We start from the raw sequence: 23215 nt of genomic DNA, 5'->3' as shown, positions 1-23215 counted from the left end.
GAAGAACGCCTCCGCCACCAGATTAATCAAGACACCCGCCGATACGGCAGGGTGGACGGCCCCGAGTCAGCCCTGATGTTCCTCGGGGTCCCGTGCGGAACGCGCCTCGGCGAGCGCCCGCAGCGTCCGCGCGTCGGCGATCGCACGCTGTTTGGCGATGCCCGGCTGGATGCCGAGCGCGGGCAGGCTGGTGCCGTCGCTGAGGTCGAGGAACACCCAGGGATCACCGGGACGCAGGTTGACCTGGAGGATTTCCGCCCAGGCCAGGTGCCGCCTGCTGGTGATGTTGACGACGGTGACGCCACTCTCGTCGGCGACGACCTTGGGCCGGGAGAGGAGGACGAGCACGCCGCAGAGCAGCGCCGCGGTGAAGACGAAGCTGAGGCGTTCCGCCGGGGTGAGGGTTTCGAGGAGCATCACGACCGTGGTGAGAACCACAAAGATGGTGACGCCGGCGGTCAGCAGGACGGCACGGGTACGGCCCGGCCGGAAGGTGACAGGCAGGGCAGGCAAAGCAGACAGATCGGGCATCGACGTACGGTCCCTCAGAGGCGGCAGGCGTGGATGGCCGTGGTCAGGATGGCCCGTGCGCCGAGCGCGTACAGGTCGTCCATGATTCGCTGGGCCTCCTTGGCCGGAACCATCGCCCGTACGGCGACCCAGCCCTCGTTGTGCAGCGGCGAGATGGTCGGCGACTCCAGGCCCGGGGTGAGCGCGACGGCCTTCTCCAGGTGCTCGGCGCGGCAGTCGTAGTCCATCATCACGTACGTCCGCGCGACCAGGACGCCCTGGAGGCGGCGCAGGAACTGCTGCACCTTCGACTCGGCGGCCTCGTCGGTGCCGGCTCCGACGCGGCGGATGACGACGGCCTCGGACTTCATGATCGGCTCGCCGAACACTTCCAGGCCCGCGTTGCGCAGCGAGGTGCCGGTCTCGACGACGTCCGCGATGACCTCGGCGACACCGAGTTCGATGGCGGTCTCGACGGCGCCGTCGAGGTGCACGACGGAGGCGTCGATGCCGCTGTCGGCGAGGTGCTTGGCGACGATGCCCTCGTACGAGGTGGCGACAGTGAGACCCGCGAGGTCCTCGATGCCCTTGGCGGTGCCGGGCTTGCCGGCGAAACGGAAGGTGGAGCGGGCGAAGCCGAGCGGGAGGATCTCCTCCGCGTTGGCCCCGGAGTCGATGAGCAGGTCGCGGCCCGTGAGGCCGATGTCGAGGCGCCCGGAGGAGACATAGATCGCGATGTCGCGGGGGCGGAGGTAGAAGAACTCCACCTCGTTCTCCGGGTCGACGATCCGCAGTTCCTTGGACTCCCGCCGCTGCTGGTAGCCGGCCTCATGGAGCATCTCCGCCGCAGGGCCTGACAGGGAACCCTTGTTGGGGACGGCGATGCGCAGCATGAGGTCGGCTTCCTTTGCGTGAAGGGGTGGGGCTGGGAAACAGGGGGATCTACAGGTGGGCGTACACGTCGTCGAGGGAGATTCCGCGGGCGACCATCATCACCTGGACGTGGTACAGGAGCTGCGAGATCTCCTCGGCGGCGGCGTCCTTGCCCTCGTACTCGGCGGCCATCCAGACTTCGGCGGCCTCCTCGACGACTTTCTTGCCGATGGCATGGACGCCCTTGCCGACCAGCTCGGCGGTGCGCGAAGTGGAGGGGTCGCCGTTGGCGGCCTTGTGCTGGAGCTCGGTGAAGAGCTCCTCGAACGTCTTCTTGGACATGGTGCTGCCTACCCTACGCCGAGCCGGCCGTGCCTCAGCGCCAGGGTTCGGATACTGAGCGCAGCGTGGCCGCGGTCGCCACGGCGGCGGTCACCGCCTCGTGCCCCTTGTCCTCGTGGGAGCCCTCGATGCCCGCGCGGTCCAGGGCCTGCTCCTCGGTGTCGCACGTCAGTACGCCGAAGCCGACGGGGACGCCGGTGTCCACGGAGACCTGGGTGAGGCCCTGGGTGACGCCCTGGCACACGAAGTCGAAGTGGGGGGTGCCGCCGCGGATGACGACGCCGAGGGCGACGATCGCGTCGTAACCCCGGCCCGCGAGGACCTTGGCGACGACCGGCAGCTCGAAGCTCCCGGGGACCCTGAGGAGGGTCGGCTCGTCGATTCCCAGTTCGTGCAGGGCGCGCAGCGCGCCGTCCACCAGACCGTCCATCACCTTTTCGTGCCACTGTGCCGCGATGACCGCGACGCGCAGGTCGCCGCAGTTGCGTACGGACAGTTCGGGTGCACCCTTGCCGCTCACGTCTCTCCTCAGTGCTCTCTTACTGGTTGCCGCAGGTGGACACGGGGACCGTGTCCAGCCAGGGCAGATCGTGGCCCATCCGGTCCCGCTTGGTGGTCAGGTACCGGAGGTTGTGCTCGCCCGCCTGTACGGGCATCGGCTCGCGCCCGGTGACCTTGAGGCCGTGCCTCAGGAGCGCGTCGGTCTTGTCGGGGTTGTTGGTCATCAGCCGCAGGCTGCGGACGCCGAGGTCCTCCAGGATCTGCGCACCGGCCGCGTAGTCGCGGGCGTCGGCGGGCAGGCCGAGTTCCAGGTTGGCGTCGAGGGTGTCGCGGCCGCGCTCCTGGAGCTCGTACGCGCGCAGCTTGGACACCAGCCCGATGCCGCGTCCCTCGTGTCCGCGGAGGTAGACCACGACGCCGCGGCCCTCGCTGCGGATGCGCTCCAGGGAGGCCTCCAGCTGGGGGCCGCAGTCGCAGCGCAGCGAGTGGAAGACGTCGCCGGTGAGGCATTCGGAGTGGACGCGGACGAGTACGCCCTCGCCGTCGCCGATCTCGCCGTGGACCAGGGCGACGTGTTCGACGCCGTCGACGGTGGAGCGGTAGCCGTAGGCCGTGAACTCGCCGAAGGCGGTGGGCAGATGGACCTCGGCCTCGCGCCGGACGGTGGGCTCGGAGCTCTGGCGGTAGGCGATCAGGTCCTCGATGGAGATGATCGTCAGGCCGTGCTTGCGGGCGAACGGGATCAGCTCCGGCAGCCGCAGCATGTGGCCGTCCTCGCCGGCGATCTCGACGATCGCGCCGGCCGGTCGCAGACCCGCGAGGCGGGCGAGGTCGACGGCGGCCTCGGTGTGGCCGTTGCGGACGAGGACCCCGCCGGGCTTGGCGCGCAGCGGGAAGATGTGGCCGGGGCGGACGAAGTCGGCGGCCCCCGCCTCTCCCTGGGCGAGCAGCCGGAGCGTGGTCGCGCGGTCGGCGGCGGAGATCCCGGTGGTGACCCCGTGCGCGCCGCTCGCGTCGACCGACACGGTGAACGCCGTCCGCATCGACTCGGTGTTGTGGTCGACCATCTGCGGCAGCTGGAGGCGGTCCAGTTCGCCGCCCTCCATGGGCGCGCAGATCAGGCCGCGGCACTCGCTCATCATGAAGGCGACGATTTCGGGGGTCGCCTTCTCGGCGGCGATGACGAGGTCGCCCTCGTTCTCCCGGTCCTCGTCGTCGACGACCACGACCGGGCGGCCGGCCGCGATGTCGGCGATGGCCCGCTCGACCGGGTCGAGCGCGAAGTCCTCGATGTTGTCCGTGCTGTACAGGATCGGCGCCGTGGTCATGCCGGGGCTCCTTCCAGAACGGGCTGCCCGGCCTTGCGGGAGCGCAGCCACCAGTCGCGCATGCCCCACAGGACGAGTGCGCCGTACACGATGTAGATGAGGCCCGAGAAGGCGAGCCCACTGCGGAAGTTGAGCGGTACGCCGACCAGGTCGACCAGCAGCCAGGCGAACCAGAACTCGACCATGCCGCGCGCCTGGGCGTACATCGCGGCGAGGGTGCCGACGAAGATGTACGCGTCGGCCCACGGGCTCCAGGAGAGCGAGGGGTAGGCGGTGAACAGGCCGCCGACGGCGAGGGTGCCGATCGCGGCGCCGCCGACGAGGTAGGCGCGCTCCCGCCAGGTGGCGAACCGTACGGCGATGGTGCCGTCCTGGGCCTGCTGCCTGCCGCGGGTCCAGGCGTACCAGCCGTAGAGGGCCACGACGATGACGACGAGTTGCTTGCCGACGCCGCCGCCCTGGTGCACGGAGAGGTTGGCGGCCACGAGGACGGCACCGGACAGGAGTTGGGCGGGCCAGGTTCCTATGTTGCGCAGCCAGCCGAGGGCCAGGGCGATCAGACCGACGGTGTTGCCGATCATGTCGGACCAGATGATGTGCTGGTCGAGGACCGTGAAGGCTTCGGAGTTGAGCCAGTTCACTTCGCGGTCTCCCTGGTGCGGTCGCCGAGGAGGCGCTCGACGTACTTGGCGACGACGTCGACCTCGAGGTTGACCGGGTCCCCGGGCTGCTTGCGGCCCAGGGTGGTCAGCGCGAGGGTGGTCGGGATGAGGCTGACGGTGAAGTAGTCCGGGCCCGCGTCGACGACCGTGAGGCTGATGCCGTCGACGGTGATGGAGCCCTTCTCCACGACGTACCGGGAGAGGTCGGCCGGGAGCGAGACCTTGACGATCTCCCAGTTCTCCGACGGCCTGCGCTCGATGACCGCGCCCGTGCCGTCGACGTGTCCCTGCACGATGTGCCCGCCGAGGCGCGCGCCCACGGCCATGGGACGTTCCAGGTTGACGCGGGAGCCGACGGCGAGAGCGCCGAGGCTGGAGCGGTCGAGGGTCTCCGCCATGACGTCGGCGGTGAATTCGTCGCCCTCGTGCTCGACGACCGTGAGACAGACGCCGTTGACGGCGATGGAGTCGCCGTGCTGCGCGTTCTCGGTGACGACGGGTCCACGGAGACGGAAGCGGGAGGCGTCGCCGAGGTTCTCGACGGCGGTGACTTCACCCAGCTCTTCGACGATTCCGGTGAACACTTCCCGGGTCCTCCTGCCATTTCGGGCACGGACTCCGGGGCCTGTCGATGACGACAGAACATACGGGCGAGGGCACCGGGAGCGTCGCCGAATGAGACCTGTCCTGCGGACAGGTCGAAACAGACGGCGGCACGCACGAATGCCTGCCCGCCGCGCACTGCCTCCCATCCGGACTTTAACCGTCGGTCCAGGAATTCCACCTGGTCAACCGATCGCCGAGGCGAGCGGGTCGCGGACTATAACCGCCGGTTCGGACTTTCACCGACCCCGGAGTGCGCTGCTTCTGGTACATGGCCAGTTTGCCACGGCCGATCGGCGGCCATGCAAGGGAACGACTGTGGGGTGGCTCACATGTTCACATGCTGGACTTCTCACCCTCCCCGGAAACCGGCGCGATCTTGATAATTGGTCCATACCTATTGACTGACCTGGTCTAGTCCTCTTAGCGTCTGCGTTCCCGGCGTTGCGCCGTCCCAAGAACGGCCCGGCGGCGGTGACGGAGGCCCTTGCCCCGCCGCCGGGCCTCCTGACGGGCCTCTGCCCGGCCGACGGTGAATGCGGCGTCCGCGGGTGAACGTGCGCCTCACGGGCGGGGCCTACGGCGCGCTGCGGGACGGTGGGCATCTGACACCGAGGCGGGCGGTGCGCGAGGGCAGGTTCGAGGCGTACGTGGCGGCGCGGTTCGGCGGGGGCGGTGAGCGAGCCGGGACATGGTGCTGCCGAGGGGGCCGGCGTGGCGCCCGTCGCCCTGACGGCCGGCGGTGACACCCAGGGGCCACAAGGCCGGGCCGGCGGGCTACCGGGGCGAGGGCCCGAACAGTTCGTCCTGTGCGCCGTCCCGCGCGGTCAGCAGGGCGCCGCGCAGCACCGCGTCGCCGCCCAGGGTGCTCGCCCGCACCTCGGCCGGCAGCGGTGACATCCGGACGAGCCGCTCCTCGACCCGTGCGGCGAGGACGTCCCCGCCGGCCTGCCCGACCTCGCCGGCCAGGACCACACAGCCGGGGTCCAGGACGGCCACGACGGCGGCGGCGCCGATGGCGAGGCGGTCGGCGAGGACGTCGAGGAAGCGGGCGGAACGCGGGGAGCTCGGGGTCGCGGCCGCCGCCCGCACCAGCGCCGCCGCCTGCGGCTCATGGGCCGGCCCGGCCGCCACGAGCCCGTGCTCCCTCGCCAGCCGGGCGATCGCCGCCGACCCCGCCAGTGAGTGGAAGCCGCCCTCGCAGTCCGTCGCCGAGGGCAGTGCGCCCGTACCCGGTACCGGCAGGAAGCCGATCTCGCCGGTGCCGCCCGAGGCGCCACGGCGGAGTCTGCCGTCGAGGACGACGGCCGCGCCGGTGCCGTGGCCCAGCCACAGCAGCACGAACGTGTCCCGGTCGCGGGCGGCGCCCTCGCGCTGTTCGGCCAGGGCGGCGAGGTTGGTCTCGTTCTCGACGGTCACCCGGGCCGGGAGCCGCTCCTGGAGGGCGGCGACCAGGCGGCGGTGCCACTCCGGCAGACCGGAGGAGTCGCGGAGTTCGCCGGTGGCGGGGTCGATCAGGCCGGGCGCGCCGATCCCGACCGTGTGCAGGCGCTCGGCTCCGGCCTCCTTCGCGGCGCGCTCCACCAGCGCCACCGCCTGCTCGACGGCCGGTCCCGTCCCCGTGTCGTCGGCGATCGGGACCGACGCCCGGGCGAGTTCCGCGCCCAGCAGGTCGGACACGACGACGGAGACGCCCTCGGTGCGTACGTCGAGGGCCGCGAGGTGCGCGCGGTCGGCGACGATCCCGTACAGCCGTGCGTTCGGGCCGCGCCGCTGCTCGCCCGACTCCCCCACGACCGCGATCAGCCCGGCGGCGGTGAGGCGTTCGACGAGGTCGGCCACGGTCGGCCGGGACAGTCCGGTGAGCTGCTTCAGCTGCCCCGCCGTCAGGGGGCCTTCCTGTTGCAGCAGGCGCAGCGCGAGCCGGTCGTTGATGGCCCTGGCGGTGCTCGGAGATGCGGGCATGCCGGGATTCTTCCAGATCAGGAGGCGGCACAGCGGCCTCGCCCCTGCCTCATCTATTTATCAGGCAGGGTTCCTGATAGTTTACGGCGACAGCGGGGAGGACGTCCGGGAGGGGCAGCGGCACCATGGGTGAAGTGGTTGACGACGTGCGTGAGTTGAAGCGCGCCCGGTATGCCGTGGCCGCCGTGTTCGCGGTGCACGGCGCGGTGACCGGTTCGTTCGCCACGCGGGTCCCGTGGATCCAGGACCATGCCTCGATCGGCGCGGGACAGCTCGGGCTCGCGCTCGCCTTCCCGGCGATCGGCGCGTCCGTGGCGATGCCGCTCGCGGGCCGGATCAGCCACCGTTTCGGTTCCCGCACCGCGCTGCGCGGGCTGATCAGCCTGTGGACGCTGGCGCTGGTCCTGCCCTCGCTCGCGCCGAACCTGTACACGCTCTGCCTGGCGCTGTTCACGTACGGCGCCACGGCGGGCATGGCGGACGTGGCGATGAACGCGCTCGGCGTCGAGGTCGAGAACCGCCTCGACAAGTCGATCATGTCCGGGCTGCACGGCATGTGGAGCGCGGGCGCCCTGGTCGGCTCGGCGGCCGGCACCCTCGCCGCCCACCTGGGCTCCGACGCGCGGATGCACCATGTGCTGGCGGCCGGGGTCCTGACGGTTCTCGGCCTGGTCGCCTGCCGATGGGTGCTCGACCTGAAGCCCACCGAGGACGAGGAGCCGCCCCCGCGGTTCGCGCTGCCGCCCAGGTCGGCGCTGCTGATCGGCGCGGTCGGCTTCTGCGCGGTGTTCGCGGAGGGCGCGAGCCTGGACTGGTCGGCGGTCTATCTGCGCGACCGGCTGGACAGCTCGGCCGGCCTGGCGGCGGCGTCCACCACGGCCTTCACGCTCACCATGGCCGTCGCGCGGATCGCGGGCGACGCGGTGGTGGACCGCTTCGGCGCGGTGCGCACCGTACGCGTCGGCGGGGTGCTCGCCACGCTCGGCGGGCTGCTCGTCGTGAGCGCCTGGCACCCGGCGGTGGCGATGGTCGGGTTCGCGCTGATGGGCCTCGGCATCGCGGTGGTCGTCCCGCTGGCGTTCGCTGCGGCCGGCCGCAGCGGGCCCAACCCGAGCCAGGCCATCGCGGGCGTCGCCACCATCACGTACACCTCGGGGCTGGTCGCCCCGAGCGCGATCGGCACGCTGGCGCAGGCCACCAGCCTGATGGTCTCCTTCGGCCTGGTGACCGTGCTGGCCTGCGGGCTCGTGGTCTTCGCGGGCGTGCTGCGCGCGGGCGACCGAAGCCGTCCGACGGTCAGTCCGCCGAGCGCAGCAGCTCCCGCCCCACGACCCTGAACGGCTCGCTCCACGGCGCGGGACGCAGGGTGCCGGCGTCGAGCCGGACGAGGACCCGCGTGCCGTGCGCGTACGTCAGCGCGCCGTCCGCCGAGCAGAACCGGAAGCCGAACGTCAGTCCGGTGTTCCCGAGCCGCTCCAGCCACAGGTGCACGGCGTACGCGCCCGGCCGGGTGACCGGGGCCTCGTAGCTGATCCGCTGCTCCTTGACGGCGTTGCAGAAGTCGCCGGCCGCCTCCCAGTCACCCTCGAAGCCGCCGAAGCCGCGCTCGTTCCACAGGCTGGTCCAGGCGCGCTCGGCCATGACCAGGTAGCGGGCGTTGTGGAGGAGTCCGAGCGCGTCCAGGTCGTCGAAGTGGACGGTGACGGGGATCAGCCGGCCGTAGGACGGAGCGGGCGCGGTCGGGGCTTCGGCGGCTTCGGCGGTCACGGGCGGGGCTCCTGGGCGGTGCGGTGCGGGGTGGCGGGGACACCCCATCCTAAGCAAACGCTCAGCAGGTCCCGCACGGGAGGTGCAGGTCAGGCGCTCAGCCCGCGATCGAGTCCAGTTGCTCGGCGGCGGGCCGCAGCGCCCACAGGTCGCCGCCGGGCGGCGCCTCCAGCTTCGGGACCGCCGCCCGCGCCGCCCGGTCCCCCGCATCGGCCGCCGCGTGCACGACGTCGCTCGCCGCGAACCGGTGGAACTCCAGCTCCGGGTGCGGCCAGGGCGCGGCCCCCGTCGCCGCGGGCAGCAGATAGTCGACCGCCTTGAACAGGCTCTGACCGTCCGGTCCCTCGTACGCCCACAGGTCCACGCCGACGTGCCTGCCGATGGCCGCGAGGCGCGTGTAGGCGACCAGGTCGAAGGTCGAGTAGTGCCAGCTGCGGGTGCGGGTGAGCTCCTGGGGCTGGCTGCCGTCGGCGGCGATCTGCGGGGCTATGCGCCCCGCCCGCGCGCCGAGGACGGTCCGCCGGGCGAGGTCCGTGTCGCCGGTCGCGTACGCCAGGGCGGCGAGCTGCATGTCGTAGAAGGTGCCGTGGTTGTTCTTGGCGGCGCCCTCCTCGGCACCGAAGGCGCTGTTCACCAGCCAGTCGCGGTAGTCGACGTTCCACGCGCGCATCGCGGTGCGGTCGGCCCTGGACCAACCGGGGGCGCCCGTGTCCAGGATCGCGAGCGCGTCCAGGACGCTCGTGTAGGACTGCGAGAAGTCGATGATGCCGATGGCCCGGCCGTCGTACTTGCAGGGGATGAACTGCCCGTGGTTCAGGTGGGGGTTCATCCGGGTGGCCGGCGCGAGGAACCAGGTGCGCAGGACGGTGGCGGCCTTCTCGGCGTACTGCTTCCTGCCCGTGTAGTACCAGGCCAGCGAGAGGTCGTACGCCGAGTCGAAGACCTTCTCGACGTCCTGGCGGTCGGTGCCGGTGTCGACCTCGGGATTGCGTTGGCCGTCGCGCTGGACGTAGGGGCAACCCCAGGGATTGTCGGCGGACTTGGGCTGCGAGGGCCACCAGTACGGGGCCTGGCTGAGGTAGTCGTGGACGTCGCCGCCGGGGGCGGGCTTCGGCTTGTCGACGACCGTCCAGGGGCCCTGGTTCAGCCAGTTGTCGGCGCGGGCGGTCAAGTCCTCGAGCGTGCGCCGGAGTCGGGGGTCGCCGCGGTCGAGTCGCAGTCGGGTCTGCTGGAGCCGGGTGCCGTCGAGAACGGCGGTCCGGGGAGCCTTCGGGGGCGTATGGGCCGAGGCGGAGGGAACGACGACCGCGGCGAGCGTGGCCGCGGCCGCGAGGAGGACAGCCAGACGGGGGCGTGCACTCATCAAGGCTCCGATCATACTTGTGAACACAGTTCATGAGTAAGACCGTGCGAGCGTAGGACCGCCAGGTACCCGTGACAATGGTCCGGACGAACTTTCACGTACGAAGAAAGCGAAACTCACCATGGACCTCGGCGTGCGCTGGAAACTGCACGGCGACGGGCGGACGCCCGCGCCAGGAGCGGTAGTCCGCCCCGACGAACGGCTGTCCTGGCCCCGCACGGTCGGGCTCGGCGCCCAGCACGTGGTGGCCATGTTCGGGGCATCGTTCGTCGCACCCGTTCTGATGGGCCTGGACCCGAATCTCGCCATCATGATGTCCGGCGTCGCGACGGTCATCTTCCTGCTCGCCACCCGCGGCCGCGTCCCGAGCTACCTCGGCTGCTCGCTCTCCTTCGTGGGCGTCGCCGCGGTGATCCGCGCGCAGGGCGGTACCAGCGCGACGGTGACGGGCGCGGTCTTCGTGGTCGGCGTCGCGCTGTTTTTGGTGGGGCTCGCGGTGCAGCGGTTCGGGGCGCGGATCATCCATGCCGCGATGCCGCCGATCGTCACCGGCGCGGTCGTCATGCTGATCGGCTTCAACCTCGCGCCGGTGACCGCGTCCACGTACTGGCCGCAGGACCAGTGGACGGCGCTGCTGGTGATGGCGTTCACCGGTCTGGCCGTGGTGTGCCTGCGCGGATTCTGGTCACGGATCGCGATCTTCCTGGGGCTGGTCTTCGGGTACGGGATCTCGTGGGCCTCCGACCGGATCTTCGGCAAGATCCACTCGGTGGACGCGAGCGGCAAGCTCACCGACCACTGGCGACTCGATCTGTCCGGCGTCGGCAAGGCGGACTGGATCGGCCTGCCGTCCTTCCACGGCCCGTCCTTCCAGTGGTCGGCGATTCTCGTGGCGCTGCCGGTCGTGATCGCGCTGGTCGCCGAGAACGCGGGTCACGTCAAGGCCGTCGGCGAGATGACGGGTGATCCGCTGGACGACAAGCTGGGCACCGCGATCTCCGCGGACGGCGTCGCCTCGATGCTCTCCACGGCGGTCGGCGGCCCGCCCAACACCACGTACTCCGAGAACATCGGTGTGATGGCCGCGACCCGCGTCTACTCCACGGCCGCCTACTGGGCCGCCGCCGGTTTCGCGCTCCTCTTCGGCCTCTCCCCCAAGTTCGGCGCGGTCGTGGCGGCGATCCCGGGCGGCGTGCTCGGCGGCATCACCGTCATCCTGTACGGCATGATCGGGCTGCTCGGCGCCCAGATCTGGCTCAACGCCAGGGTCGACCTGCGCAACCCGCTGAACCTGGTGCCGGCCGCCGCGGGCATCATCATCGGCGTCGGCGGCGTCAGCCTGAAGTTCACGGACAACTTCTCGCTGAGCGGCATCGCGCTCGGCACGCTCGTCGTGATCATCGGGTACCACGGGCTGCGAGCGATGGCTCCGGCGCACCTCAAGACGCAGGAGCCGCTGCTGGATTCGGGCACCTCGTCGTACGACGAGGCCGAGGGCGACAAGGCCGGGGTCAGCGAGGCCGGGGACGACAAGGCCGAGGATCAGCGCGCCAGTTCATAGGCGTAGGCGGGCGAGAAGGTCCCGGGCGTGCCCTTGCACCCGTCGGACTCGCCCGGCAGCTTCACCCACAGGTAGGCGTCGATCCCGGCCTCCCCGGTCGTCAGGGTCGGCGCCCGGCCGATCTTCCGGCCCGCCGGATCGCACCACTCGCCGCCGGCCGGCGCGCCGTTGCCGTTGCGGCTGGTGTCGATGACGGCGCCCAGGCTCGCGGGGCCGCCGAGGCCGGCCAGCACCTGCCGGGCGTACGCGATCTCGTCGCTCGTACGGTGGAAGTTGGACACGTTCGTGAAGATGCCGTCGGAGGCGGCGGGCGAGGCGGCGCCCGCCTGGTCGAGCAGCGAGGCCTGTTTGGCGGCCGGATTCCACTCGGAGTGCCCGCCGTCGAAGTAGACCCGGACCCCGGGGTTCGCGGCCTTGAGGACCCGGCCCGCGCGAGCCAGCGAGGCGAAGCGGTCGGCCTGCCGCCCCTCGGACAGACAGTCGGACTGGGCGACCGAGTCGGGCTCCAGTATGACGATGACCTCGCCGGAGCCGAGCCCGGCGGCGAACTTGTCGATCCAGGCGTCGTAAGCGGCGAGATCGGGCGCGCCGCCCTGCGACGCCCCGCCGCAGTCGCGGTCCGGGATCGTGTACGGCACGACGACCGGGACCCGGTCCTGCGCGGCGGCGGCCGCCGTGACCGCCCTGACCCGGGCGGTGATGGTCGACGGAGCGAAGTCGGCGAACCAGACCGCGGCGGGCCGGTCGGCGATGCGGGACTCGATGACCGCGCGCCGGGCGTCGTCCGGATGCGCGCCGACCCAGTCGAGGACCTGGGATTCGGGGTGGCGATAGAGCTGGGCGGGGGCGGCCGCAGTGGTCGGCTCCCTCTTGCTCGGGGAGGACTTCGGGCCGGGCCCGGCCGACGGGGTGGCCGGACTCGGCCTCGCGGACGTCGTGGCGGGCGACGGGGACGGGACGGCGGGCAGCGGCCGGCGGCTGGGCGGGCCGGTCACTTGCGGGCGGGCCTGGTCGGGCGTACGGCCGTCGTCGAACGCCGACATCATCCCCGTCGCGGTGCCGACGGCGACCACGAACGAGGCCACCGCCACCATCGCGCTCCGCCGGACGGCGCGCCTGCGCTCGGCCCTGCGGGCGGCCAGCCGCTGGGCGCGTAAGCCTGACACGTCGTGCTCCCCCTCCCGCGACACCGGCGGGTTCCCCCGTTCTGGGGAAGCGTCCGGCCCGGCGGCACTCGCAAAAGCCTAGGGCTGGGACCCTGCCCTCATGGTGCGGTCGGAACAGTTCACGACTCCCGTCGACACGGTCGTCTCCCGCATGCGCGCGCTGTGCGAGGTCTTGCCGGAGCGCGACGGCGTAGCGGTCTTCAACCGTGTCTACCTCGCTGTCACCGAGGAGTTCGACCGGCGGCTGGACGCCGGGGGGTTCCCGGACCCGCAGGCCGCGATCACGCTGGACGTGCGGTTCGCCGAGCGCTATCTGACGGTGGCGGAGGACGGGCCCGGGCCCGCGTGCTGGCGGCCGCTGCTGCAGTTCCGGCGGCATCCGGGAGTACGGCCGTTGCAGTTCGCGCTCTCGGGCATCAATGCGCACATCGGGCACGATCTCGCGCTGGCGGTCGTGGACGCCTGCCGTACGCTCGGCTGCGAACCCGCCGATCTGGAAGACGAGTTCGAGCGTGTGGGTGATCTCCTCATCACGCTGGAGGAGCGGATCCGCGAAGATCTGATGCCGGGCCCCGACCTGCTCCAGATCGCCGACCCGCTCACGCATCTGCTGGGCTCCTGGAGCCTGGAGCGGGCCCGGGACGCCGCCTGGTCGGCGGCGCGGGCGCTGTGGGCGCTGCGCCGGCTGCCGGACCTGGCCGGGGAGTTCACCGAGCGCCTGGACGCGGCGGTCGGATGCGCGGGTCGCATGCTGCTGACCCCGCTGCCGGACTGATCCGGCCGACCGGATGGCTGATTGGCGTCGCCGTCCGCCCCAACACCTTTGTGAACGTTGTACGTTCGACAGAACCGCACCACATGTCGAAGGAGCAGTGGGCATGGCGACGAAGCTCGGACTCGGCCTTCCCCAGAACAAGCAGTACGACCTCGGTCGGGACGTGCCCGACGTGGCACGCACCGCCGAGGAGATCGGTTACGAGAGCCTCTGGGTGTACGAGCGGCTCCTCGTCCCCGACCCCGCCACCCAGGGTCTGTACGGCATCGAGGGCCTCCCCTGGCCGGACGGGTACCGCGGGGTGGCCGAGCCGCTCGTCACGCTCACGCTCGCCGCCGCGGCCACCGAGCGGGTCCGGCTGGGCAGCAGCGTGCTGGTCGCACCGCTGCACGTGCCGTTCCAGCTCGCCAAGGCCCTTGCCACGCTGGACGCGGCGAGCGGCGGCCGGGTGATCGCGGGCTTCGGCACGGGCTGGTCGCACGACGAGTACGCGGCCGCGTCGGTGCGCCCGTTCGAGGAGCGCGGCGCGGGACTGGACGAGCTGATCGGCGTGTGCCGCGCGGTCTGGGGCCCGGACCCGGTGTCGTACGACGGGCGGGTCACGAAGATCGCCCCGGCGGTCGTCGGCCCCAAGCCCGCCCGGCCGATCCCCATCCTCCTGGCGGCGGGCTCCGGGAAGGCCCAGCGCCGCCTGGTCGACCACGCCGACGGCTGGCTGCCGGTGGGCATGGGCGCCGAGGCGCTCGCCGCACAGTGGCGCGGGCTCCGGGAACTGGCCGCCGAACGCGGGCGCACGGAACCGATCCGGACGGTGCTGCGCACCAACGCCCAGTACCTGGCCAAGGGCCACGCCGGGGCCGGCCGGTCCCCCTTCGAGGGCAGCGCCGACCAGATCGTCGAGGACCTCGCCGCGCACGCCGAGGTCGGTCTCGACGAGATCCTCGTCGACCTTCAGTCCGGCACGCGGGACGCGCAGGAGCTCAAGGAGGTCGCCGCCGAGGTGTACGAGAAGGCGCGCGCGGCCGGGATCTGAGCCCCGCTACGAGGCTCAGTCCTCCGGGAGTTCCACGGGGGCGATCTCGTCGTAGACGTCACCGGGGCCCGGGTTGGTCGCGTCGGTCGTGCCGCCGAGCTGGTGCATGACGCCCCAGACCGCGTTCAGTGCGGTCTGGACGGCGCCCTCGGCCCAGCCGGCCGTCCAGGAGATGTCGTCGCCCGCGAGGAAGATGCCCCGCTTGTCCTCGGGCAGCCGGTCCTGCACGAAGTGCGTGAACAGGCGCCGCTGGTAGCGGTAGTGGCCCGGCAGGTTCGCCTTGAACGCGCCCATGAAGTAGGGCTCGTTCTCCCAGGAGACGGTCACCGGGTTGCCGATGATGTGCTTCCTGATGTCGACGTTCGGGTAGATCTCGCCGAGCGACTTCAGCATGACCTCCATCCGCTCGCTCGCGGACAGCGGCAGCCACTTCAGGCTGTCGTCGCACCAGGTGTACGAGAGGCAGATGACGGCGGGCTTGTCCGGGCCGTCGTCCAGGAGGTAGGTCCCGCGGGTCATGCAGTCGGTGAGCGTCATCGACATGACGTCCCGGCCCGTCTGCTCGTCCTTGTCCAGCCAGAACGGCCGGTCGACGGGCACGAAGAGCTTGCTCGACTCCATGTAGTGGGTCCGCTCGATCGCCGTCCAGTGGTCGATCGGGAAGAGCGAGTCGTCGCAGGCGATCTTCGAGAGCAGCATCCAGGACTGGGCGGTGAAGATCGCCGACCGGTACGTACGGATGTCGCCGTTGGCGTCGGTCACCGTGATCCGGTTGCCCGAGGTCCGGTTGAGGCGGGTCACGGCGGGGCGCGGCTCGCCGTTCACGTGGAGCGACTTCAGCGACGTGCCGTACGGCCAGTGAACGATCTTCTCCGGCTCGCGCTCCCACAGCCGCAGCGGCAGCTGCTGGGAGCCGCCGACGATGCCGCGGTGGTGGTCGTCGGCCTCGGTGTAGACGACGCGGAGGATTTCGAGGATGGAGTTCGGGAAGTCCGTGTCCCAGCCGCCCGTTCCGAAGCCGACCTGGCCGAAGATCTCGCGGTGCCGGAAGGACTTGAAGGACTCCGACTCGCAGAGGAAGCCGTAGAAGGTCTGGTTGTCGAGCTTCTCGACGAGCTTCGCCCAGATCTCGCGGATGCGCGGGACGTCGCGCTCACGCATCGCCCGGTTCATGTCGGAGAAGTCGGCGCCCTCTTCGAGACAGGCGTTCCAGGCGTTCATCACGTCGCGGTAGACCTGCGGCAGGTCGTCGACGGTGGTCGCGTAGTGCGACTCGCCCTTGAGGTCGACGACCGTCGAAGGCGTCGTCTCGGCGAGGGGGTTGGGGAACGGCCGGGTCTCCAGTCCCACCAGGTCGATGTAGTGCTGGAGGGCCGTGGAGGACGGCGGGAAGCGCATCGCGCCCATCTCGGCGCTCAGCGCGGGGTCGCAGCCGTCGAAGCCGACGGTCCGCAGCCGGCCGCCGATCTGGTCGGCCTCGTAGACGACGGGCTTGAGGCCCATCTTCATCAGCTCGTACGCGGCCACGATGCCGGACAGACCGCCGCCGATGACGGCGACCTCCGTGCCGTGCTCGGTCGCGGGTATCTGGCCGAGGCCCGCCGGGTGGGCGAGGAAGTCGTCGTACGCGTACGGGAAGTCCGGGCCGAACATGGTGATCGGCGGCTGCTGCGCGTCGGCGTGCTGGACGGCGTTGGGCACCGTGGACGTCATGGGGTACGGACTCCTTGCACGAAAGCTTCGGGGGGAAGGCTGGGGGTTCAGACGAGGGACCCGTAGAGGTCCGGGCGGCGGTCCTTCAGATACGGGTTCGCCTCGCGCGAGGCGGCGAGGGCGGCGGGGTCGGCGTCGGCGAAGACCAGTTCCTCGCCGTGTCCGGCCCGGGCGCGCGCCACTCCGTCGGGTCCGGCCAGCGTGGACAGTCCGACGAACTCGAACTCCCCTTCCTGGCCGACCCGGTTCACGTACGCCACGTACATCTGGTTCTCGAAGGCGCGCACCGGGATGACGGACTGGGCGACGAACTGGAACGGGTGCATCTGGGCCGTGGGCACCACGAGGAGGTCGGTGCCGGCCAGGGCGTGCGCGCGGACGTTCTCCGGGAACTCGACGTCGTAGCAGATCATGAGGCCGACGCGGAGGCCGTTCAGCTCCGTCTGCACCACCGGCTGGTCGCCCGGCGTGAAGTGGTCGCGCTCGAAGCAGCCGAAGAGGTGGGTCTTGCGGTAGTTGGCGAGCCGGGTGCCGTCGGCCGAGATCAGCTGGGCGGAGTTGAAGACCTGCTCGCCCGCGCGCTCGGGGTAGCCGTAGGCGATCGCGACACCGTGGCGGGAGGCGGTCTCGGCGACCGCGTCGGCGGAGTCTCCGTCGGCGGGCTCGGCGAGGCGCGGGACGTCGTCGCCGATCGCGTACCCGGTGAGGAACATCTCCGGCGCGACCACGAGCCCGGCACCGGCGGCCGCGGCACGGCCCGCGGCCTCGTCGAGGACCTTGAGGTTCTCGGCGATCGAGCCGGGGCGGCCGGAGCTCTGGAGCAGGGCTGTGCGCATGCGTGTTCTCCACCGGACGGAGGGGGTTTGGGGGCCAGATAGACCGTACGGTCGGCGGGCTCGGCCGGACAAGGAGGAGCCGTTGCGTGCCAGTGAACGAATCGTTGCGTAGGTCACCGGTCCGGCGGCGATTCGTTGCGCGTCCCGAGACGTGGGCCCCGCCCTCCGCGAGAGGCAGATCACAGCCGTGCCCCCACCGGACGGCAGGGGCATGGCGGCGGCCGCGGCACGATGGGGCGCGGGCGCGGCGGCGGAACCGTGTGGCAGGCCGCTTCACCTGCGGAAAGGACCGCCGTGGCGCGCCCCGCGCGTCGTACGGGGCTCGTCGTGGTCGGTGTCGCCGGGCTGTTCACCACCGGGGCGGCCGGATCCGCCGCGGTCCGAGACGACAGCGCGGCGCCGGGTGGACCCGGCTCGCCTTCCAGGCCCTGTCGTCACAGCTCGCGCAGCCTCTCCACGATCTCGCGCAGCAGCTCCGGGTCGACGGTGCCGCCCGGCACCATCCGCCGCGGCGCGTCGATGCGCAGCAGACCGGCCTCGGCGAGGTCGCCGAGCAGCACGCGTACGACGGTCAGGGGCAGGTCGGCGTCCGCGGCCAGCTCGACGACCGGCCGCGGCCCGCGGCGCACCAGGTCGAGCAGGGACGCGCGGGCGTGATCGACGCCTGGCCGCCCCTGATCCGTCTCCAGGGCTGTGACCTGGGACATCAGGTCGATGGTGTGCCGGTCGGAGGGCCGGGTCCGGCCCCGCGTCACGGTGTAGGGGCGCACCATCGGCCCGGTCTCGTCCTCGTACCAGTGGTCGTCGGTCACAGCCGGTTCAGGAACCGGCGCTGTGGACGGCCGACCGCACGGCGGCGTCCATGTGGCGCCCGACCCGGCGGACCAGCAGCGCCATCTCGTGGGCCAGCTGACCGACGTCCGTCTGCACCTCGCTCAGCACTGCCAGCCGGGAGCCGTCGCCCGCCGGGGTGATGAAGAGGTAGGCGTCGTCGAGCATCACCATGGTCTGCCGTACGTCGCCGGCGGCGAACCGCTCCCCCGCCGACCGGGCCAGGCTGTGGAAACCGGAGCAGACGGCGGCGAGGTGCTCGATGTCCCGGGCGCGCATGCCGTCCGAGGCACTGAGCGGGAGGCCGTCCGCGGTGAGGAGGACGGCCTGGCGGACATGGTCGGTTCTGGCCACGAGGTCCTCGAGCAGCCAGCCGAGGTCCGTGCCGGGCGGCTCGGAAGCGGGGGCGGGGGCGGCCGGCCCGGAAGCCCGGCCGGGCGGTTCGGGGGTCCGGTCACGGCGCTCGGGGGTCCGATCGCGGTGCTCGGAGGTTCGATCACGGTGCTCGGGGGCCTGCTCACGGTGCATCGTCGGGGTCCGTTCCTTCCTCGGTGTCGGTTCGCTCCTGGGGGCCGGCCTGCGCCGGGATCCCCTTACGGCCACGGTCGAGGCCGCGCTGGAAGGCCCCGAACACCGCGCGCACCTCCTCGGGGGTCACCGCACGTTCCGGCGTCTCGTCGGCGGCCGGGCCTTCGGTGCGCAGGCCGGGGGCGAGCGAGGACTGACGTGTGCGGGTGGGCAGGGCGGGCGCGCCCGGGTCCGGGCCGGTGTCCGCCGTACGGCGCCGCAGCCACTCTCGGTCGCGCTCCACGCTCACCTCACGAGGACGGTCCAGCGCCTGCTCACGAGGACGGTCCAGCGCCTGCTCAGGGGGACGCTGCGACGCCGGCTCACGAGGACGCTCCGACGCCGGCTCGCGAGGACCGTCCGACGCCTGCTCGCGGGCGGCCGGCGCGGTGCCGCTCCGCGAGGCCGGCTCCCGCCGCGCGGCGCGAGGCTCCGCGTCCGCCGCCGCGGGCTCCACGGTCGCGAGCACCGCCTCCGGCAGCAGCACGACGGCGGTCGTGCCGCCGTACGGCGACCGGCACAGCGTGACCTCGATGCCGTGCCGCGCGGCGAGTCGCCCCACCACGTAGAACCCGAGCCGGTCGTGCTGGGTGGGGTCGAAGTCGTCGGGCCCGGTGAGGGTGCGGTGGGCCTCTTCGATCTGGTCGGGTCCGAGGCCGAGGCCCCGGTCGTCGATCTCCAGGACGAAGCCGCCCTGCGCCCGGCCGCAGCGCATGGTGACCCGGGTGTGGGGCGGCGAGAACACGGTGGCGTTCTCGGCGAGTTCGGCGATCAGATGGACGACGTCCGCGACGGCGTCCGCCGCGACGCCCACCTCCGGCATCGGCGGAACCACCACGCGGGCGTAGTCCTCGATCTCGCCCACCGCGGAGGCCACGACGTCCGCGACGGGCACGGGCCGCCGCCATCTGCGGCCGGGCGCCGCGCCGGAGAGGATGATCAGGCTCTCCGCGTGGCGCCGCATCCGGGTGGTCAGATGGTCGATCCGGAACAGCTCTTCCAGGACGTCCGGGTCGTCCGTACGCCGCTCCAGCGTGTCGACGAGCTTCAGCTGACGGTGCACGAGCGCCTGGTTGCGGCGGGCGATGTTGAGGAGCACCGCGAAGAGCCCGCGCCGCAGGCCGGCCTGCTTGACGGCGGCCTCGACGGCCGCGAGGCGTGCGGTGTTGAAGGAGCGGCCGACCTGGCCGATCTCGTCGGGCCGCAGCTCCCCATCGGCGAGCGGCGGCGCCTCGGCCACCGCGTCCACGTCCTCGCCCGCGCTCAACCGCGTCATCACGTCGGGCAGTTGGTGGTTGGTCAGCAGATCGGCGGCGTCCCGCAGCAGCTCCAGCCGGCGCGAGATGCGCCGGGCGCCGCGCACCGCGAACCACAGGGACAGGCCCACGGCGGCCAGCCCGAGGACCCCGACGACCGCGGCCTTGGCCAGCTCCCGGTAGGCGAACGCCCGTCCCCGGTCGGCGGAGTTGACGGCCGACCGCGTACACAGCCGCATGTAGCGCTTGACGGCACGGTCGGTGGTAGTGCGCCAGGAGTCGGCCGCCACGGCCTCGCCCGCCCGGTCCGCCCCCGCCCGCAGCAGGGCGTCCTCGCCCCTCGTCAACGCGCGGTGGACGGCGCCGCGCTGGAACTCCTCGAACAGCGCCCGCGAGTCGGAAGGAAGGTCCGGCACATACGTCCGCTCGAAGACCCGGCGGTCCTCGATCGTCGCGGTGAGCGCGTCGTACTGGCGGTCGGTGAGCGTTCCGGCGGCCCGCGCCCCGGCGACGAGCGCGTCCTCGCGCGACACGAACTCCCGCACCCGCACCAGCTCGATGACGACCTGCGCCTCGCGTGCCAGCTGCCCGGCCTGGAGCGCGGTGAGGGTGGACTGGACGTCGAAGCCCGGCTCCACCAGGCCGCTGTACTCGGCCACCGCGCGGTCCCAGGTGATGTCCCGGGACAGCACGCGATCGCGCAGCTTCTCCAGCCGGCCGGTGGAGTCGAGCATGGCGTCGAGGGCATGCCGCTGCCGGTCGGAGAGCCGGCCCCGGTCCCCGTCCCGGACCGCGTCGCGCAGGGCGGTCAGGGCCAGGTCGGTGCGGTGCTGCTGTTCCATCAGGTCGGGGGCCCGCGCCGTACGGTGGTCGGCGCCCAGGTACCCGGCCGAGAGCCGCCGTTCGATCTGGATCTGCCCGATCGCCGTGTCGACGGGTGTGCCGAAGTCCTCGTACACACCCTGGACCCGGACGAGCGCGCGCAGTTCGCCGGTGACGGACACCATGGCGAAGCTCCACAGCGCCATCAGGGCGATCACCGGCGCGAGCGCCAGCGCCACGATCCGCGCACGGACCGTGGTGGGACGGCCGATGGGCCAGCGCATGGTCTCCCCAGGACGGCGGAACGGTCGGGTGGCCGGGCGTTGGTCGGTCCCCCCGGCGTTGCCCACCGGCGTTACCCACCGGTGTTACCCGCCGGTAGCGAGCGCTCAACCTACGGGATGGCCCGCCCGGACCGCAATGGTTGCCTGGGGTAACACCGGCTCGGTCGGCATGGCTGCGCACGGCGCAGGTGGTGATGACCGCCGCGTGGTCCGAGGGCCGGTCGTCGCCGGCGATGTCCGGCCAGGGGCGTCCTCGACGCGGTGGCGGCAAGTGCGCGGGACGCCGGACCGCTCGGCGTGCGCCGCACCAGCCCGCCGCTGCGCGTCCGCCGGGTCACCACGGCACGCGAAGGGCGCCCGGCGGAGCGGTCGGACGACCACTACCGCTCGGACGCCGTGAGCTTCGGCGCGCACCACTCGACGGGGAACAACGCGCTGGCCCGCAAGCCCGCGGGCTAGGTGGGCGACCCCGAGGAGAACCGTCGCAGCAGGGGAGAGAGCACCAGCACGGACTTCGTACGCTCCACGAACGACTCCCCGGCGATCCGCTCCAGGACTCGCTCGAAGTGGCGCATGTCGGAGGCGAAGACCTGGACGACCGCGTCCGCCTCACCGGTGACGGTGGAGGCGGCCACGACCTCCTGGTAGCGCTCCAGACCCCGCTGGATGGTCTCCGGCGAGGTGTTGCGGCGGCAGTAGATCTCGACGAACCCCTCGGTCTCCCAGCCGAGCGCCGCCGGGTCCACCCGTACGGTGAATCCGGTGATGGCGCCGGTCGCGCGCAGCCGGTCCACGCGCCGCTTCACGGCGGGCGCGGACAGACCGACCTCCTGGCCGATGTCGGCATAGGAGCGGCGGGCATCCTCGGCGAGGGCGTGCACGATGCGTTCGTCGAGATCGTTCAGCAAGGTGGGTGGTTCACTTCTGTGCGGATACTGCGGTGTCTGCCGTGGCCAGCCGGGAACGGCGGTGGCCGTAACTGAAGTAGAACACGAGCCCGACGGCCATCCAGACTCCGAAGACCACCCAGGTGACGGCCGAGAGACTGCCCATCATCCAGACGCAGAGCGCGAAGCCGATCGCCGGCAGCACCGGGGACAGCGGCACCCGGAAGGTGCGCCGCATGTCCGGGCGGGTCCGGCGCAGCACCACGACCGCGATGTTGACCAGCCCGAAGGCGAAGAGGGTGCCGATGCTGGTGGCGTCGGCGAGCTGCCCGAGCGGGATCGCGGCGGCGAGGACACCACAGAAGAGCGACACGATGACGGTGTTGGCGCGGGGCGCCCCCGTCTTGGGGTGGACGCGCGCGAACACCTTGGGCACGAGGCCGTCCCGGGCCATCGCGAAGAGGATGCGGGTCTGTCCGTAGAGCACGGTCAGGACGACACTGGCGATGGCGATGACGGCACAGGCGGCGAGCAGGGTGCCCCAGAAGGTCTGTCCGGTGACGTCCTTCATGATCCCGGCGAGCGCGGCCTCGGAGTCGTTGAACCCCTTCCAGGGCTTGGCACCCACGGCGACGGCGGCGACGAGCACGTACAGCGCGGTCACGATGACGAGCGAGAGCATGATCGCGCGCGGCAGGTCGCGCTGCGCGTTCTTCGCCTCCTCGCCGGCCGTGGAGGCCGCGTCGAAGCCGATGTACGAGAAGAAGAGCGTGGCCCCGGCGGCGCTGACGCCCGCCATGCCCAGCGGCATGAAGTTCTCGTAGTTGCCGGACTTGAAGCCCTGGATGCCGATCGCGCAGAACATCAGCAGCGCGGCGATCTTCACGATCACCATGATCGTGTTGGCGCGCGCGGACTCCTTCGCGCCGCCCAGCAGGAACGCCATCGCGAGCAGGACGACGATCAGCGCGGGCAGATTGAAGATGCCGCCGTCGCCGGGCGGCGCGGAGAGCGCGTCCGGGATGGTGACGCCGATGGTGCCGTCGAGGAGTTCGTTGAGGTACTCGCCCCAGCCGACCGCGACGGCGGCGACCGAGACGCCGTACTCCAGGACGAGACACCAGCCGCAGATCCAGGCGATCAGCTCACCCATCGTTGCGTACGCATACGAGTACGAGGACCCGGAGACCGGGATGGTGCCCGCGAGCTCGGCGTAGGAGAGGGCCGAGAAGAGCGCGGTGAGACCGGCGATCACGAAGGACAGGGTCACGGCGGGGCCCGCCTTCGGCACCGCCTCGCCGAGCACCACGAAGATTCCGGTGCCGAGGGTGGCACCGATGCTGATCATGGTCAGCTGCCAGAGGCCGAGGGAGCGGCGCAAAGTGCCACCCTCGCCCTGGCCGCCCTCGGCGACCAGGTTTTCCACCGGCTTACGGCGCATCAGGCGGGCGCCGAGGCCCGGGGCCGAGGGATGACTGCGGGACTGCGGGGGTGCGCCTTGGTCGAGCACGCATCGGCTCCTTCATCGCTGCCGGTCAGGGCGGCGGGGACCGGCGGCACCCCCTGGCAA

22 protein-coding genes, 1 pseudogene and 1 riboswitch are annotated in these 23215 nt (G+C 71.8%); of the genes and pseudogenes, 5 read left to right on the top strand and 18 right to left on the bottom strand.

Annotation, left to right across the window (positions count from 1 at the left end; all coding sequences use genetic code 11):
• Positions 1–66: 66 nt before the first annotated feature.
• From GTY58_RS35855 to GTY58_RS35820, 8 genes are all read right to left on the bottom strand, one after another.
• Positions 67–531, bottom strand: coding sequence for a PH domain-containing protein (locus GTY58_RS35855; RefSeq protein ID WP_010988306.1), 465 nt, complete (start codon positions 529–531; stop codon positions 67–69).
• Between the two features lie 14 nt (positions 532–545).
• Complete coding sequence (gene hisG, locus GTY58_RS35850; RefSeq protein WP_010988305.1) at positions 546–1403, bottom strand: ATP phosphoribosyltransferase; 858 nt, start codon at positions 1401–1403, stop codon at positions 546–548.
• 49 nt (positions 1404–1452) lie between these two features.
• Entirely contained in the window at positions 1453–1725 is a 273-nt protein-coding gene (locus tag GTY58_RS35845) for a phosphoribosyl-ATP diphosphatase (RefSeq protein ID WP_010988304.1), read from the bottom strand.
• A gap of 34 nt (positions 1726–1759) precedes the next feature.
• Positions 1760–2245 (bottom strand): 6,7-dimethyl-8-ribityllumazine synthase, encoded by a 486-nt coding sequence (gene ribH, locus GTY58_RS35840; protein ID WP_010988303.1) that lies wholly within the window; start codon positions 2243–2245, stop codon positions 1760–1762.
• A 19-nt stretch (positions 2246–2264) separates the two neighbouring features.
• Entirely contained in the window at positions 2265–3554 is a 1290-nt protein-coding gene (locus GTY58_RS35835) for a bifunctional 3,4-dihydroxy-2-butanone-4-phosphate synthase/GTP cyclohydrolase II (protein ID WP_010988302.1), read from the bottom strand.
• Positions 3551–4135, bottom strand: coding sequence for a nicotinamide mononucleotide transporter family protein (locus GTY58_RS35830; RefSeq protein WP_078234580.1), 585 nt, complete (start codon positions 4133–4135; stop codon positions 3551–3553). Before GTY58_RS35830 ends, GTY58_RS35835 begins: the two co-directional genes overlap by 4 nt.
• A 56-nt stretch (positions 4136–4191) precedes the next feature.
• Positions 4192–4800, bottom strand: coding sequence for a riboflavin synthase (locus GTY58_RS35825; protein ID WP_010988300.1), 609 nt, complete (start codon positions 4798–4800; stop codon positions 4192–4194).
• Positions 4801–4950: 150 nt separating this feature from the next.
• Positions 4951–5080: riboswitch (FMN riboswitch) on the bottom strand.
• A gap of 516 nt (positions 5081–5596) precedes the next feature.
• Positions 5597–6784, bottom strand: coding sequence for an ROK family transcriptional regulator (locus tag GTY58_RS35820; RefSeq protein ID WP_010988299.1), 1188 nt, complete (start codon positions 6782–6784; stop codon positions 5597–5599).
• Between the two features lie 125 nt (positions 6785–6909).
• On the opposite strand from GTY58_RS35820, the gene GTY58_RS35815 reads away from it, so the two are divergent.
• Complete coding sequence (locus GTY58_RS35815) at positions 6910–8121, top strand: MFS transporter (protein WP_010988298.1); 1212 nt, start codon at positions 6910–6912, stop codon at positions 8119–8121.
• Here the strand turns inward: GTY58_RS35815 and GTY58_RS35810 are convergent.
• Positions 8081–8551, bottom strand: coding sequence for a thioesterase family protein (locus tag GTY58_RS35810; protein ID WP_010988297.1), 471 nt, complete (start codon positions 8549–8551; stop codon positions 8081–8083). The two genes, GTY58_RS35815 and GTY58_RS35810, sit on opposite strands and share 41 nt — an antisense overlap.
• A gap of 97 nt (positions 8552–8648) precedes the next feature.
• The gene (locus tag GTY58_RS35805) at positions 8649–9914 is read right to left on the bottom strand and encodes an alginate lyase family protein (RefSeq protein ID WP_010988296.1); all 1266 of its coding nucleotides are present in this window, start codon (positions 9912–9914) and stop codon (positions 8649–8651) included.
• 121 nt (positions 9915–10035) lie between these two features.
• Between GTY58_RS35805 and GTY58_RS35800 the strand changes: the two genes are divergently transcribed.
• Positions 10036–11475 (top strand): solute carrier family 23 protein, encoded by a 1440-nt coding sequence (locus GTY58_RS35800; protein WP_010988295.1) that lies wholly within the window; start codon positions 10036–10038, stop codon positions 11473–11475.
• On the opposite strand, the gene GTY58_RS35795 is transcribed toward GTY58_RS35800, so the two are convergent.
• Positions 11457–12569, bottom strand: coding sequence for a glycoside hydrolase family 6 protein (locus tag GTY58_RS35795; RefSeq protein ID WP_010988294.1), 1113 nt, complete (start codon positions 12567–12569; stop codon positions 11457–11459). The genes GTY58_RS35800 and GTY58_RS35795 overlap by 19 nt on opposite strands.
• A 172-nt stretch (positions 12570–12741) precedes the next feature.
• Between GTY58_RS35795 and GTY58_RS35790 the strand changes: the two genes are divergently transcribed.
• Positions 12742–13416: a DUF5995 family protein gene (locus tag GTY58_RS35790; RefSeq protein WP_010988293.1), complete on the top strand. Its 675-nt coding sequence runs from the start codon at positions 12742–12744 to the stop codon at positions 13414–13416.
• 103 nt (positions 13417–13519) lie between these two features.
• Positions 13520–14449 (top strand): LLM class F420-dependent oxidoreductase, encoded by a 930-nt coding sequence (locus tag GTY58_RS35785; RefSeq protein ID WP_010988292.1) that lies wholly within the window; start codon positions 13520–13522, stop codon positions 14447–14449.
• Between the two features lie 15 nt (positions 14450–14464).
• Here the strand turns inward: GTY58_RS35785 and GTY58_RS35780 are convergent, their stop codons facing one another.
• The 5 genes from GTY58_RS35780 to GTY58_RS35760 all read right to left on the bottom strand — a co-directional run bounded on the left by GTY58_RS35780 (position 14465) and on the right by GTY58_RS35760 (position 20758).
• The gene (locus GTY58_RS35780) at positions 14465–16162 is read right to left on the bottom strand and encodes an NAD(P)/FAD-dependent oxidoreductase (protein WP_010988291.1); all 1698 of its coding nucleotides are present in this window, start codon (positions 16160–16162) and stop codon (positions 14465–14467) included.
• 47 nt (positions 16163–16209) lie between these two features.
• Entirely contained in the window at positions 16210–16998 is a 789-nt protein-coding gene (locus GTY58_RS35775; protein ID WP_010988290.1) for a carbon-nitrogen hydrolase family protein, read from the bottom strand.
• A 434-nt stretch (positions 16999–17432) separates the two neighbouring features.
• Positions 17433–17810 carry a DUF742 domain-containing protein gene (locus GTY58_RS35770; RefSeq protein WP_010988289.1) on the bottom strand — a complete coding sequence of 126 codons (378 nt, stop codon included), beginning with the start codon at positions 17808–17810 and terminating at the stop codon, positions 17433–17435.
• A 7-nt stretch (positions 17811–17817) separates the two neighbouring features.
• On the bottom strand, positions 17818–18357 hold the full coding sequence (locus GTY58_RS35765; protein ID WP_010988288.1) for a roadblock/LC7 domain-containing protein: 540 nt from the start codon (positions 18355–18357) through the stop codon (positions 17818–17820).
• Positions 18347–20758, bottom strand: coding sequence for a nitrate- and nitrite sensing domain-containing protein (locus GTY58_RS35760; RefSeq protein ID WP_037646587.1), 2412 nt, complete (start codon positions 20756–20758; stop codon positions 18347–18349). Before GTY58_RS35760 ends, GTY58_RS35765 begins: the two co-directional genes overlap by 11 nt.
• 249 nt (positions 20759–21007) lie before the next feature.
• Between GTY58_RS35760 and GTY58_RS35755 the strand changes: the two are divergent.
• A pseudogene (locus tag GTY58_RS35755) lies at positions 21008–21217 on the top strand (UTRA domain-containing protein); the annotation flags it as partial.
• On the opposite strand, the gene GTY58_RS35750 reads toward GTY58_RS35755, so the two are convergent.
• Positions 21214–21666 carry an Lrp/AsnC family transcriptional regulator gene (locus GTY58_RS35750; RefSeq protein WP_010988285.1) on the bottom strand — a complete coding sequence of 151 codons (453 nt, stop codon included), beginning with the start codon at positions 21664–21666 and terminating at the stop codon, positions 21214–21216. The pseudogene GTY58_RS35755 and the gene GTY58_RS35750 sit on opposite strands and share 4 nt — an antisense overlap.
• A 10-nt stretch (positions 21667–21676) precedes the next feature.
• Positions 21677–23155 (bottom strand): amino acid permease, encoded by a 1479-nt coding sequence (locus GTY58_RS35745; protein ID WP_010988284.1) that lies wholly within the window; start codon positions 23153–23155, stop codon positions 21677–21679.
• Positions 23156–23215 lie beyond the last annotated feature (60 nt).

The organism is Streptomyces sp. SID5469 (assembly GCF_009862865.1).
Classification (GTDB): domain Bacteria; phylum Actinomycetota; class Actinomycetes; order Streptomycetales; family Streptomycetaceae; genus Streptomyces; species Streptomyces avermitilis.
Note: the sequence above shows the minus strand (reverse complement) of the source record. Positions and strands in the feature narration are given on the sequence as shown.